Source organism: Dickeya sp. ws52, assembly GCF_007210685.1.
GTDB classification, from domain to species: domain Bacteria; phylum Pseudomonadota; class Gammaproteobacteria; order Enterobacterales; family Enterobacteriaceae; genus Dickeya; species Dickeya chrysanthemi.
Genome location: NZ_SZVX01000008.1, coordinates 111,011 through 125,254, shown reverse-complemented (window position 1 = coordinate 125,254; position 14,244 = coordinate 111,011). Strand labels below are relative to the sequence as shown.

Annotated in this window: 10 protein-coding genes; 3 read left to right on the top strand and 7 right to left on the bottom strand. The window is 53.4% G+C overall.

Features of this window, described 5'->3' with window-relative positions:
- Positions 1 to 60 precede the first annotated feature (60 nt).
- The 4 genes from FDP13_RS09735 to hsdR form a co-directional block, all read right to left on the bottom strand.
- On the bottom strand, positions 61 to 399 hold the full coding sequence (locus tag FDP13_RS09735; RefSeq protein ID WP_143839328.1) for a hypothetical protein: 339 nt from the start codon (positions 397 to 399) through the stop codon (positions 61 to 63).
- A gap of 359 nt (positions 400 to 758) precedes the next feature.
- Positions 759 to 2,105, bottom strand: coding sequence for a restriction endonuclease subunit S (locus tag FDP13_RS09730; RefSeq protein WP_143839327.1), 1,347 nt, complete (start codon positions 2,103 to 2,105; stop codon positions 759 to 761).
- Positions 2,105 to 3,706, bottom strand: coding sequence for an N-6 DNA methylase (locus FDP13_RS09725; RefSeq protein ID WP_143839326.1), 1,602 nt, complete (start codon positions 3,704 to 3,706; stop codon positions 2,105 to 2,107). Before FDP13_RS09725 ends, FDP13_RS09730 begins: the two co-directional genes overlap by 1 nt.
- A 78-nt stretch (positions 3,707 to 3,784) precedes the next feature.
- Positions 3,785 to 7,309 carry a type I restriction-modification system endonuclease gene (gene hsdR, locus FDP13_RS09720; protein WP_143839325.1) on the bottom strand — a complete coding sequence of 1,175 codons (3,525 nt, stop codon included), beginning with the start codon at positions 7,307 to 7,309 and terminating at the stop codon, positions 3,785 to 3,787.
- A 322-nt stretch (positions 7,310 to 7,631) separates the two neighbouring features.
- On the opposite strand from hsdR, the gene FDP13_RS09715 reads away from it, so the two are divergent.
- Together FDP13_RS09715 and FDP13_RS09710 are read left to right on the top strand one after the other, a co-directional pair.
- A complete protein-coding gene (locus FDP13_RS09715; protein WP_143839324.1) occupies positions 7,632 to 9,689 on the top strand; it encodes an McrB family protein in 2,058 nt (685 codons plus the stop codon).
- Positions 9,682 to 10,992 (top strand): McrC family protein, encoded by a 1,311-nt coding sequence (locus tag FDP13_RS09710; protein WP_033576626.1) that lies wholly within the window; start codon positions 9,682 to 9,684, stop codon positions 10,990 to 10,992. The genes FDP13_RS09715 and FDP13_RS09710 overlap by 8 nt, the downstream gene beginning before the upstream one ends.
- 90 nt (positions 10,993 to 11,082) lie before the next feature.
- On the opposite strand, the gene FDP13_RS09705 is transcribed toward FDP13_RS09710, so the two are convergent.
- The gene (locus FDP13_RS09705) at positions 11,083 to 11,484 is read right to left on the bottom strand and encodes a hypothetical protein (protein WP_033576625.1); all 402 of its coding nucleotides are present in this window, start codon (positions 11,482 to 11,484) and stop codon (positions 11,083 to 11,085) included.
- Positions 11,485 to 11,606: 122 nt separating this feature from the next.
- Entirely contained in the window at positions 11,607 to 12,203 is a 597-nt protein-coding gene (locus tag FDP13_RS09700; RefSeq protein WP_050516127.1) for a hypothetical protein, read from the bottom strand.
- A gap of 309 nt (positions 12,204 to 12,512) precedes the next feature.
- Between FDP13_RS09700 and FDP13_RS09695 the strand changes: the two genes are divergently transcribed.
- Complete coding sequence (locus FDP13_RS09695; protein ID WP_231578105.1) at positions 12,513 to 13,271, top strand: hypothetical protein; 759 nt, start codon at positions 12,513 to 12,515, stop codon at positions 13,269 to 13,271.
- A gap of 89 nt (positions 13,272 to 13,360) precedes the next feature.
- Here FDP13_RS09695 and FDP13_RS09690 read toward each other — a convergent pair whose 3' ends face one another.
- On the bottom strand, positions 13,361 to 13,984 hold the full coding sequence (locus tag FDP13_RS09690; protein ID WP_033576623.1) for a LysE/ArgO family amino acid transporter: 624 nt from the start codon (positions 13,982 to 13,984) through the stop codon (positions 13,361 to 13,363).
- Positions 13,985 to 14,244 lie beyond the last annotated feature (260 nt).

Sequence of the window (14,244 nt, the reverse complement as noted above, 5' to 3'; positions counted from 1 at the left end):
GCTGGATGCCCGAGCCGTTAAAGCACGCCGGGTTGCGTGATGCGTTGTGCAGTCACGTATTTAAACCGCGTAGAGCGGGATGGGCTCCTTCGCCTGCGGCAGCGCGTGGGCGTGGCGTTCCGCCTGTTCGCAGATTTCCAGCAGCGCCGGGATCAGGTGCGCGGCGGCATTCAGGCTGGCACCCAACTGGTAACGCTGTTCGGGGCCGATGTCGGCACCGTCTTGCAGCCGGTCGCCCAGTTCACTCAGCCCATGGCACAACCCGGAAACGGATTCCGCAGCGATAGCGCCAAGGTCACAGAGCTGAACCTCATCAAGCTGGTGAAACGGCAGGCTGGCGATCAGCTCGCGGAAAAGGGTGATGCTGCTGTCTGTGGGAGTGGTGTGATTGTCCGTCATGATTTGTTTTCCTTGAGATTGTATCAACACGTCACCACTCAAGGGTTCCAGACCTGGTGGTGACACAGACAGGGTTGGAACCCCGGTTCTCAAGAAGACCGGTCAACCTTGCGGTTGCCCTGCCTGCATCACCGTAACGAGTGTGCACGTAGCCCCTGAAAAAACAAAGCGTTTTTCAGTCTTGAGAGTATCGGGGGTTCCAGTCCCGGCTGCGGATGTTGCCGCAGCACACACACTCTATGCCAGCCGCTAACCGGGTGAAAGAGGCTGGATGGATTTACAGTAGGGTTGCCGAGCGTTTTGGAATGCCGCTCGCAAAATCAACCGGCAACCGTGCCGAAACGCTGTCGCTGGCCGGGTTAACCGGCGGCGTTGGCTTTCCGGCGGGTTTTCTTTTGCGGCTGCTGGGCGGCGCGCTCGGCTTTGATGCGCGCCAGCAGCGCTTCGGCGCTGTTTTCCCCGCTGATAAGCTCGGGGTTTTCTTCGCGCCATTGCGCGGTCAGCTCGCCACGAAACGCCTTGGCCAGTATCGATTGCGTCAGGTTATTGACCCGCTCCAGCGCGCTTTGCACCTGCTTTTCCACACCATCGGCGTAGGCGAACAGTTGCTCGACACGACGGACGATTTCGGCTTGTTCTTCGATAGAATAAAGAGGAATACTAATGGAAGATATTTTGGATATGCTTAACGTATAGAGCCCGGCTCCAGATGTAGCTTTTTTAATAATTTCACTTTTTCCTTGTGGAGACATGAAATAATAGAGAACAAATTTTGGAACTACTTTGTTAGTGTAAGACCTTATCTTTATTAAATGATTCTGATGGATGCAATTTTTTATTTCTTCGTTCCAAATAGCAGCACGCCCAATCTGTTCAATGCTACCATTGCCCTCAACGACTAGAATATCATCTTTTTTTAGGCTAACTCTTTCTATCTCTTTTTCTAATATTCCAATTTCCGCTATGTCCTCTACCCTGATATTATTCTCATATACATTGGCGACTTTCAATAATGGTAATTTTAATGAAAAATCATTCCGATTGGCGTTTTTGGTTAGCCCACCTATAACGTCAGATATATCGTCAATTTTTTCTGAGCTTATCAAGTTTGCTTCGGTCAATTTCCCACTCACCGCAGCAACCAATACGGATTGACGAAATTTTTTAATAATCAAAGGGATTTTTTCGAGACGAGCTTTGATGCTGTCAACCTGTGGCAGTAGTGTGTCGAGTTTTTCCGCTAAGATAGCTTGTTCTTTTTCAGGTATAAGTAAAAAATCGAAGGTGCTAAGGTCTTCTTTATTGAAACCATTCTGTGCCGAACGAGATAACAATCGCAATGGGGCTTGGAAAAGCTCAGATTCAAGATATTTTTTTAGAAATGATTTTTTTATTTTTGGTGAGCTTATAACTTTGGCCAAAGCAACATTGTAAGCGCCATCCATGCCTGAGCATATTTTTCCTAAAGATGCACCATATCTACCAATTAATAGATCCATTTTTTCACATTTTTTTATTTTTTTAGTGTCAGGTATATATGTAGGAATGGGTTTTTTCCCAAAATCCCGGATCTGTAATAATCTTATATATCCATCTTGAGGTGATGAGATAAATTCTGATTTAGGCGGTTGTGTTCCTCCTTGAATATCAAGAAGGTCAGTAAATTTACAGCTAACCCACCCTTGCGGCAATTTCAGCTCGCTCATTACTTCACCTCGCCCAGCATCGCTTGCAGCAGCACCTTTTGTGCGTCGGCCTCGTCGTCGGCACCCAGCTCGCGCAGCAGCGCATCCAGCTCGCCCAGCGCTTGTGTCAGCTCGCCCATCGCTTCGGCGGCTAATACACCCGGTTCCGGCAGGCTGGCGGCGTCGATGCTGTTGTGGTCTTTCAGCCAGCTGATATCCAGCGAATCGCCTTTGCTGTCGCGGACCCACTCGCGGCTGAATACCCGCCAGCGGCTGGTTTCCAGACGCTGGGCGTCGCTGAGTTCGGCGCTGTCGTCGGTGTGGGTGAAGCTCCATTCTCCTTCGGTGCGCGGGCTTTGGCCGCGCGGGTCGTCGCCGTACACCGCTTCAAACGGTGCCAGATGGGTTTCGCCAAACGGTGTGCGCTTGCCGAAGCTCGGCATATTGGTGCGCAGGTCATACACCCAGATGTTTTCGGTGCAGTTTTCATCCTGCTGCGGGTGGTTCACGGTGCCTTTGGTGAAGAACAGCACGTTGGTTTTCACCCCCTGCGCGTAAAAAATACCGGTAGGCAGGCGCAGAATGGTGTGCAGGTTGCACTTGTTCATCAGGTCGCGGCGGATGTCGGTGCCGACGCCCGCTTCAAACAACACGTTATCCGGCAGCACCACGGCGGCGCGGCCGCCCGGCTTCAGGTTGCGGTAAATGTGCTGGAGAAATGCCAGTTGTTTGTTGCTGGTTTTGAACGTCAGGTCGTCGCGGGTGATGCTGGCTTCACCGCCTTTCGAGGTGCCGAACGGCGGGTTGGCCAGAATCACATCGGCATTGTGCAGGCGGCTGCCCGCCATGCCCAGCGCGTTGCCCTGATGCACCACGCCTTCGTCGTCCCCTTCCATGTTGTGCAGCAGGCAGTTCATCAGCGCCAGTCGGCGGGTGGACGGCACCAGTTCAATGCCAATAAAGGCTTTTTTGCGCTGGAATTCCTGCTGCTTCAGATCCAGTTCGTAGAGGCTGTTCGTCAGTTGTTTGATGAACTGGTCGGCGGCGATCAGAAAGCCGGCGGTGCCGGCAGCCGGGTCCTGAATGACTTCGCCGGCCTGCGGCTTGATGCACCGCACCATGCTGTTGATCAGCGGGCGCGGGGTGAAGTACTGACCCGCGCCGGATTTGGTTTCGCTGGCGTTTTTCTCCAGCAGCCCTTCGTACAGGTCGCCCAGCCCGTCGCGCTGGGCACTGAACCAGTCGATCTGGTCCAGCGTGCGGATCATCTGCGCCAGGTGGCGCGGCTCGCGTAGGCGGGTTTGCGCATCGGCGTAAATGGCGCGGATCAACGCATCGTCATGCACCAGCGTGCCGTCAGCGGTTTTCCCGGTGGAGAGGCTGAACAGGATCTGTTTGTAGTCGTTTAACAGCGTCAGGCCGGATTTGTTATTCAGGTCGGCCCAGCGGCAGCCTTCCGGCAAAATGTGTTGGTCCAGCAGTTCTGCTTCGGTGTTTTCATGCACCATTTTGATAAACAGCAGCAGCACCAGTTCGGTGACGTAATCGCTGTAGTTAATACCGTCGTCGCGCAGAACATCACACAGGTTCCACAGTTTTTGTACGATATCGTTATTGCTCATGATGATCCCTGAAGCGCCCCGTGCGGGAGCGCAGGGCGTGAATGAGGTTAAAAATGCGTGGGGCGCAGTCTAGCAGAATCAGGCGCTTTTGGGGGGCCAGAGTGCATCGCCGAGGGTGTTCAGCACTTCGTCCAGATGCTGGTCCAGCAGTTTGTCCAGCCCTTTGACGCCGCCGGTGGTGGCAAAGCTGCGGTTGAGGGTTGGCCGGTCCAGCACCACTTCGAACGTCAGCTGTTTGGCCAGCCGTTGCAGCCAGTTGCGTTGCACCGGGCTCCAGTTGTGCAGCCGGTAGATTTTCGCCATTGCCTGATCGACACGCTGTTCGAACGGGATCAACGGCTCGCCGATGGCCGCCCGGCGAATATGCCCGATGATGCTGGCGGCGATATCCTGACTGCTCTGATTGCGCTCCGCCGTTTGCAGGTTGGTCTCCGAATAACCGGCGTTGTCGAGCAGGAGGCGGATTTCTTTCAACTGCTCGCGGGTGAGGTCGCGCGGTTTGTTGACCACCACGGCAAGCGCCACAGACTGGTTAAGCTGGGTTTGAATGAACTCGTTGAAGCTGTTGAGGTAATCTTCCGGCCGTGAATGGGTGCCGTAAGACTGGTGGCGTTCGAGCAAGGCGTCCTGGTGCTCGGAGATGACCGGGCGGTAATCGCTGCCCAGCAGATGGGCGACGTCGTTGAGCTGGGTCGTCAGGTTACTGTGCCGGCGCAGGAACTCGGCAGCCTGACGCGGCCCGATGTAGTGCAGGTGCTGATGCAGGTTTTTGGGCGCAATGCCCCACAACTGTTCCAGCTCGTCGAGCTTTTGCCTGACCGATGGTTGGGTTTCGGCGCGCTTTTCCGCTTTGCGTAACACCCGCATCAGTTTCTGGCTGAGGTGGGTTAATACCGCATCGGCCTGGCTTTCTCCTGCTTGTTCACCGGGGCTGGCGAGCGCCGTTTCCAGTAGCTCGGCGTCGGTCAGTTCCCGCACCAGTTGTTCCAACGTGATGTCGGGGTTTTTAACCAGCGGTTTCATGGTGTTGGCGTCGTGCAGCGCTTCGAAGATATCCACCGGGTCATAAACACGGAACACGGTTTTGCCGATGTCGTCGCAACGGCGGGTGGCACGGCCAATCATCTGCTCAAACAGGATGCGCGAACGCACGCGGCGCATAAACACCAGGTTGCTGATTGTCGGCACGTCGATGCCGGTGGTGAGCAGGTCCACCGTGATGGCGATGTTAGGGTAGCGCTCGTTTTTATAACGGCTGATTAGCGTATCGACTTTGTCGCTTTTGCCGGTGATTTTCTCCACCGCCGCCTGATTGTAGTCGGGATAGATGGCGGTGAACGCTTCATCCAGCAGGCGTTTGACCATATCGGCGTGTTTGTCGGTGGCGCAGAAAATCAGGGTTTTGCCTTCGCCAAATGGGTCAAGCTCTTTGACCAGCTCGTTGCAGATAACGCTGTTGAAGTTTTCGTTGATGACCCGGCGATTGAACGCATCGACATCGAAGTGCAGGTCGTCTTCAAGCTGGTCAATTTCCAGCTCACCGGTATCGATGTTGATGGCGCTCACCTGGCTGCCTTTTTCGAAATGGATGCCGTGCTGGTTGAGCTGCGTCAGGTAGCGGATCGGCGGTTCGTAGTCGATCAGCCAGTCATCGGCGACGGCTTCCCGGTAGGCGTACACAAACACCGGGCGGCCGAAGATGTCGCTGGTGTGTTTGGCCGGTGTGGCGGTCAACGCTATTTTTACCGCATCAAAGTAATCCAGCACCCGGCGGTAGCTGGAGAGGTACTGGGCGGCGTCGCGGGTGGCAAGCTCACCTTCGGTCATTTCCTGATCGAGCGTGTAACCCCGGTGGGCTTCATCCACAATGATGCAGTCGTACTGGTCGATTGGCGGCGGGGTATCGCTGGCAAACACCCGGCTGACCATCGCCTGCACCGTGGCGACCTGCACGCGGGTTTCCGCCTGCGGGGCCATGTCGCCCAGTTCCGCGATGTTGTAGATTTGCGACAAGGACTGGTTTTGTTCCAGCGTGGTTTCTTTGAAGTTTTCGGTGGCCTGTTTGCCCAGTGCGGTGCGATCAACCAAAAACAGAATGCGCTTGAAGCGCTCGGTTTTCAGAAAGCGGTAAATCAAGCCGATGATGGTGCGCGTTTTGCCGGTGCCGGTCGCCATCGCCAGCAGGGCGGTGCGGATGTTCTGCGCTAATGTGGTTTCTACCGCGATGATCGCGCGTTCCTGATACTCACGCAGACGCAGATAAGACAACCCTTCCTGGCTGAGTTTCTCCTCGGCTTTTTGTTTGCTGCGTTTGAGCAGGTCAAGCAGCCCTTCCGGGGTGTGAAATTGCGGCAGCGGACGCCGCAGGTTGCCGGGCTCGCGTACATCCCGAAACCAGGTGCCGGATTGTTCCGCCAGTTGCGGTAGGTAGGCGCGGCCGTTGCAGGAGTAAACAAAGGGGATGTGGTAATGCCCTTCTGTGTCGTCGGCCCAGGCGATGCTGCGCCCTTCCAGTTCCCAGGCGGCGGTTAACGGGGGCGCTACCTGAAAGCCTTTGCTGTAGCGCTCTGCCTGCGGAATTTTACCGGCGACGTTTTCATTCTGCCGTTTGGCTTCCACCACGGCGATGGGGGTGAGCCCATAAAACAGAACGTAATCGGCACGGCCTTTCTCACCGTTGTGGCGCGTTGGCCATTCGGCAATCGCTTTGTTCACGCCTTTTTCCGGACGGGCGCCTTTCACCCAACTGAGCGTCTGGCTGTCGGCTTGCCAGCCCGCCTCGTTTAAGGACTGATCGATAAGAATGCGCGTCAGTTCTTCGGTCAGCGTAATCTTTTTGCTGGCCTGACGGGTTTGTCGCGCGGCGCGCTGCTTTTGCTGGTTGCGCTGTTGCTCATTTTTGGCGGTCAGTTGCGCTTGTAACGTTCTGAGCCTGCTTTCGTAGTCTTGCTGGAGTTGCTGTAGTTCGGCGGCATGGGCTTGCGCCTGTTTCGCCAACGCTCTGGCTTCCTGATCCATCTCCAGTGCCAGTGCTTCGTATTCGGCTTTTTCCTTACCCAGTAATAGCTGCAATTGCTGGCTGGATTCGAGCTGGATACTGGCTGACAGCAGGTCGTTTTTCAGTGTTTCGATTTCTGTCTGTAACTGACGCAACTGTGCGCTGGGGTCGGACGGTGGAACAAATGGCCCGGCTTTGAAATCCGCCCCTTGTTTACCCAAGGAACGGTGGAACCAGATAGCCAGTGAACGGGCGACTTTAAGCCCATCCATCGCTTCTTTATGCTGGGTTCTGAAGTGGTGTGTCGCCCGGTTGCCTTCCATCCGCAGGATATGGAAGAGCTCCCGCACCGTGGGTTCCAACTGTAATTCCCGGTTCAGTTGATAAAGCAGGTCCACCTGCTTGGTTCTTTCATCAAACGTGATGCCGGATAACGTAGCAAGGTGCTGCGCCAGCGCTTCGCCTAATTGGCGTAGCTTGATCAGTGTGGTGTTGGGGTCGCTGTAAAAGGCTTGCTCGGCCGCCGCCGCAATTTGGGCGAAGAGAGGGTCATGCTCGGCAAGAAAGCCAAAATTGCCCGCAGGCTGGGGTGCGGTCTGTTTCAAGGCGTTTTCTCCTTAAACGATGCCAACAGTTAACTATCGCTTTATGGTCGTGGCACTGAAAGCAAGGCGGCGTGATGTGCGGCGGTGCACGTTTTATTATTCGATTGGTGTAAAATCATACCGTTACCCGTGCTTTTGGCAAAGAATTTTACGTGATAGCGTAATGAGTTATATCCAGTTATGTGGCGGAGCAAATGGCGCTGTCGCAGCGGCGGCGGTTATGCAGGATGACATGAGTTTCGTTTACCGATTTTTGCCTTGCTGAAGGTGGCGTTGACGATTAAGGCAAGGTGTCGCATACAGCAAAAAAGGGAGTGTAGTAATGGATTTGATTGCCCGTATTAAAACGGAAGCGTTGACGCTCGAAGAGCTTTTCACTGAATTGGTGAAGATTAACCAATTAAAGGCATCACCCTGGGAGAGCAGTTATCACGCGCTGGTGGATGCTATTCGGCAAGTGTCGACATTCACGGATGCAAGCACCGATGAGCTGTTAAAGCGGCTGTGGTATGTGCGTGACAATGGCATTGCGAGCATCCGCCAAGGCGTGCCGTCTTTGGCTGAATTTCAGCGCAATCTTCCGTTATGGCGTGAGTTAACCGAGCGGATTCGACAGCAGCCAGATGATCTGGCTTATCACGCAGTAACCGTTCAGATGCTACAGACGAGAGATGAGGGAACGATCAGCCGCATGTATTGGGCCGTGCGCAATCGCGTTTTCGCTGCTTTTTCACCCGAAACGTATAGCACCACGGTGGATTGGCGTGCTTTTAATCAGGTCGCAGGGTTTATTAACCAGCAGTTTTCTCTGGGGTTACAACTTCAGGGAAGCTGGTTGCAAAATAACCGAGAACTGAAGCAAGCGCTTTCTGAGCGTTTGAACGGTATCGATTTTTATCACGTCAATATGGCGATATGGCAGCTCTATGACGAATTACGTCGGCGTAATACGGATTATGAAACCGAGAAGCCATCCAGCAACGTGCCGCTGCCTGACGATGAAACACCAAACCCGGTGTTGATCAGTTCTCCCATCAACCAGATTTTCTTTGGCCCGCCAGGCACCGGCAAAACCTATGCCATGCAGCAAAAAATGAAGGAATACACCTCGCAGGTGCAGCTGACGGATTACGACGTCTGGCTGGATGCCCGCCTGGAACCGCTGAGCTGGATGCAGGTCATCGTGCTGGTATTGCTGGATAAGCAAAAACACACCAAGGTGCCGCAGTTGATTGCGCATCCGTGGTTTCAGCGTAAAGCGCAGCTGAACGGGCGCAACGGCAATTTGTCGCAAACCGCATGGCGGGAGCTGCAAAGCTTTACCGTCCCGGATTCGACAACGGTGAAATATACCGGCCGCCGTGAGCCCGCGGTGTTTGATAAAACCGAAGATAGCGAATGGTTTCTGGTCGAGTCACAATTGGAGCAAATCGAGGATTTGCAGGCGTTGTATGCAGAGCTGAAACGCGGGCCGCAGTCTGCCGAGGTTATTCAGCGCTTTGCCGTGGCGACGTTCCACCAATCCTACGGTTATGAAGAGTTCATTGAGGGGATTCGTGCCCGTAGTGACGACAAGGGCGTGACCTATCCCATCGAACCGGGGGTTTTCCTGCGTTTGTGCCAGCGGGCTAAGGCCGACCCGACTCATCGTTACGCCATGTTTATTGACGAGATCAACCGCGGCAATATCTCCCGCATTTTTGGCGAGCTGATTTCGTTGATCGAAACCGACAAGCGTGCCGGTATGAAAAATGCGCTCAGTTTGCAACTGGCGTACAGCGGCGAACCGTTCAGTGTACCGGCGAATGTGGACATTATCGGCGCGATGAATACGGCCGACCGCTCGCTGGCCCTGATGGATACCGCGTTGCGGCGTCGGTTTGAGTTTATCGAGATGGCACCGGATTTATCGCTGTTAAGTGGTATCACAGTGAAGGGTGTTGAGCTTGAACCACTGCTGGAGCGCCTTAATAGCCGTATTGAAGCGCTGTATGACCGGGAACACCGGTTAGGCCACGCGTTTTTTATACCGGTAAAAGTCGCACTGGAAGCCGGGAACGAAGACGACGCGTTTAAACAGCTGACATCGGCGTTCCGCCAAAAAATTATTCCGTTGTTGCAGGAGTACTTTTTTGACGACTGGAACAAAATCCGGCTAGTGCTGGCGGATAACCAAAAGCCGCAGGATGAACTGCAATTCTTTATCGAAAGGGCGGACTACCTGGATCTGCTGTTCGGCGATAACCACGGCCTGAGGCTGCACAATCAGCAAGCGGTGTCTTATGAGCTGAAAGATTTTGAACAAGGTGTCTGGGTCGATCCCCAAGCCTATCGTGCAATTTATCAGCCCGTTGAAGCACAAGAGCCACTCGATGCATGAGGTTATCTCGGTGTTTGAATACGGCTGTGTCGGCGCGGCTCCGGTTCGGCTGGCTGATGTCACCGCGGTTCCACCGGCGGTATTCAACTATCTGGAATCGCTGGCGCTGGATGAACAGGGCTGCCCGTTCCTGCGTCTGACATCACGCAAAGGGCATCGGCTGATTCAGGTGCAGAACTATGCCGGGGTGCTTGCCACGCCCTTTGGCGTGCAACTGGAGATCTTGCCTAAAATTGGGCGGACGTCCCCCCCTGAACAAGCACGGCATGTGTTGCTGGCTATGCTGGCGGTATTACCGGATTTTCGGCATATCGAGACAGAGCAGGCGTTGGTGCAGGTGCAGCGGATGACGCTGCTGGAAATCTTCATCAGCCAGTTTTTGCAGAGCGTCAGCCAACTGATCAGGCAAGGGTTGCGCTCCGATTATGTGAGCCAACAAGGCAACCTGCCGTTTATCAAAGGTAAGCTGTTGCTGCCTGAGCAGTTGCGCCGCAATAATGTGAATCGGCATAAGTTCTGGGTTGAATATGAAGACTATTTACCGGACTGTCCGGCAAATAGGTTATTACATTCGGCCCTTAATTTGGTCAGCCAGTGGCGGTTGTCGTCGGAAAATCAGCGTGAATGCCAGATGCTGCGGTTTGCATTTGATGGCATTCCACCTAGCCGGGATATCGACAGTGATATCAGCGGGCTGCGTGTGGACCGCAATATGGCGCATTATCAGGCACCGCTGGCTTGGGCGAAACTGATTCTGACCGGGATGAGCCCGCGAACGTCGGCGGGCAGCGAGGGGGCGATATCGCTGTTATTTCCGATGGAAGCCGTGTTTGAGGCGTTTGTGGCGCAAACGTTGTTGGAAGATATTCCGCCCGACCAGCATCTGAAAGCGCAGGTGGCGGAGCAGACCTTGGTGAGTTACGCGGGTAGGGCGCGGTTCAAATTACAGCCTGATTTATTGCTCCAGTCACGCCACCCTGCCTGCAATCTGGCGGTGTTGGATACCAAATGGAAGTTGATCCGTGAACGACAGTGGCTCCGCGATGGGCAACAGGCGGACAGGCTCCGTGGTTTGTCCGAATCCGATTTTTATCAGATGTTTGCTTATGGGCAGCGCTATCTGGCCGGTAAAGGTGATATGTACCTGATTTATCCCGAGCACGATGAATTTACCCAGCCGCTCCCATCCCCTTTTATTTTTTCGGAAACGTTACGGTTGTGGGTGGTGCCGTATCGTATTTCGGCATTAGACGGGCAGAGAATGCCGTGGCCACATCGGGAATACAAGATAGGGGTAAATTAACACACTGAGGTTTTGGTAGGCGTAATATAAAAATAAGTTGCAGAGGTATAGGCTTCTGCAACTTCATGTTAATGAAATACTTATATATTTCTATGAAATACTTGTGATACCAAGATGCTTAGGGAATTTAGGTGGTGCGGCAGGTTTATCAACCATCAGACTATTTCCTAGGTGATAGTAAATAAATTTTGGTGTGGTTGTTTCTAACCCTAAGCCATGCTCTGCTGAATAGCAGCCATTATTGCCGACTATTTTAAAGATGATGCTTTTTTTGCCATCTTGGGTTTCTTTTTTGAAATACTCATGGCAGTCGGCACAAGGAAATGCATCTTGAACGATCAGGAATAATGAGCCTTTTGCCTTCTTATCTTCAAAAAGTGCTCGTTCACTGTGGCTGAAAATAGATTTATTAACCTTAGTGACGGCGTTACTCCCCTGACTGCGCCAGCTTCCTGATTCTGTTGGACAGTATATTTCTGTATTAATCGCCATGTCATTATCCTGTTCATGTTGGGGTTTGCAGCACAAACATCTCACAACGTGCAGAGAGCCGCTGTGGCGAAAAAAGGGAATATACCGTGATAATTGAGGAGTGACGGCGGTGAGCAATATCTCTACTTAAATGCAAATTCATAATGTTGAATATGGCTGCCGTAGCGATTAACCTGTGCAACGACATACATGCCATCCATTCCCTGCCTGCGGTTTTCACCGAGTTTGAGTTGTTCTTTGGAGGAGCACAATTCCAGCCAGCGCCCGGTATATTGCTCTTTTATCCAAAGGCCAGCTTCACAGCGGTGTTTACCATTAGATGGACCGGGAAAAGTAACTTTATAGTCGGTGACGTAATCAATAACCTTTTCCGGGTAGAGATAGATATAAACCTCAAATACGTTAATCGTTAATGCGAATCCGAAAGCGGCGCTGAACGTAAAAGAAAAACTCCATTGTTTGAGCATCCCTCTGGCTGGGCGAAAAACATTGGCTATAAAGGTTATGCTGATGCCTGCGGCCAGAGCGACCTTTAATGCGATGCTTTCTTTCGGTAAACCTGTGACTAGAATAGTATTTTGGGTGAGAGTGGAGGACCAGAGGAAATAATATCCGAGAGATAGCGTGCAAGCATTGACAGCTATTATGTACAACGTGCGCATGGAAAAAATGAGATGAGTAATATCTTTTATCGTCAATTCACGTATGGATTTCATCATGAGGAATGCTGGCTATGCCGTGATGGCAACTATTATGTGTATCGACAGAGAGGCTGAAGCGTACTGGTATTCTTTTATGTGTGCAATATTTATGTCTTGTTCGCTGCGATAGCCGAGTGATCAGCTCTCCATTCCCCGCTTGATTGCCGTGTAGCGATGACTCTCTAACTCCCCATTTCACTCCCATTTTTCCCTATTTGTCGCCGGAGGGATTTTCTCGTGCCGAATTATGGTGTGAAGACATCTATCTGTCGGGGAAACACCATGAAAGGCTACCATTTAAAAGAGCAACACCGCCGGAAATCTTGGGTGCGTGATACGAATACGGATGCAGAGGCGGCGTTATTGAACTATCTGCCCGAGCTATTGAACACATTGAGGCTGACAATGCCGGTGTCGCCGTCGGTGATGACTCGCGACATTGAGGGGGAAACCTTTTTCGATATTCTCTATCGGTGCGATTTTAATGCCCGGCAAAACATTCATCAGATTGAGAAGATCTTCTCCGTCAAAGAAGCGTTTACGCCGGAGTGGGTGCCAGGGGCCGATCTGGCGCTGCCGGTGATCGCTAAAGAAAACCACGTATTACCGGATAGCCATTACCTTCTGCTGGGGCTGGATTTATTTGCCGCCGTCGAACAGGGCGAGCTTCGCATTTCGCCGCAAGGCTGGGGAGATAATCACCTGACGGGTAAGGATATGTCGGCAAGCGAGTTTCTGGAACTGAAACCGCGGCCTGCCTGCCTTTATGCCGGCGTGTTGCACGGGCACGCCGGGCAGCCGTTGTCGCCGCCGCAACTGCTGGGATGGCTGGAACTGATGCGTCAGGCGCACGGCCAGCCGTCCTCGACGATGATGCTACTTGCGCCGGTGGCTGAAGCGTCCGGCTTTATCGGTTGGTTCGGTTTGTATCAGCGTAACGGGGGGACGGGAAAGGTGCTGCAGTGGCAAAGCCTGCCTTCATTGGTACAAGACGAACATTTCTGGGAAGCAATGAAGGAAACCGGGCTGGCGCACAACGTGTATGTCAGCAATATGGGTGCCGATACCGATTATCGGGGTAACTAGTTTTCCTGCCTGGCGGGCTCTTTTAGGTTGTGTAGGTCAGCACTGGAGATTGAATAGCGACGCGGCGGGGTGGCCGCGTCAGAATACCTTTATATCTGATACAAAAAACGACACAACTGCAACGCCATAAAAATCATGTAGCAGCCGATCAGGCTGTCGATGATGCGCCAGGTGAGTGGTCTGGCGAAATAGCGCGAGCAGGCGGCGGCCGTGTAACCGATGGTGTAGAACCAGATAAACGACGCGCTGATGGAGCCGGCCAGATAAAACAGTTTCAGGTCGGCGGCGATGCCGGAAGAAATACCGCCGATGATGGCGACCGTATCCAGATAGACATGCGGATTCAGCAGACTGACCGCCAGACTGGAGCCGATCACCGTGCGCCGGCGGCGCAGGCCGTCGCCCTCAGGCAGCGTCAACTGGTTGTTGCCGCGCCAGGCGCTTTTCAGCGCGTTGTAACCGTACCACAGCAAAAACAGCACCCCAGCCAGCGTCAGCGCAGTGATCGCCGGTTTACTGTCGTTGATGATTTTCCCCAGGCCCAGCACGCCAAGCGTCATCAGCGCCATATCACATAAAAAGCACACCGAACTGACCCAGAACACATGCTCCCGTCGCATCCCCTGACGCAACACGAAGGAATTTTGCGCACCGATCGCGACGATCAAACCGGCACTGGTCATAAAACCGGTAATAAAAATAGGTAACGGCATGGGCTCTCTTTTACCCGTCATACTTCAAGTTGCAGGTGCGTTGGCTTTATTACTCGGCCCATCCCTGGGCCTCGCCCTTTCAGGGCCGCAGCACGCTGCGTTCAAATCTGCTCCCGGCAGATTTGTCGCTCACCCCGGTCACTTACTTGAGTAAGCTCCCGGGGATTCGCTGCGTCGCCGCGTTACAAGGCTCTAATGAGCCTTGCCCTGACGGGCCAACGCGTTGCGTTGTTCAACACGCGAGCGTGTTGTCCTGCAAC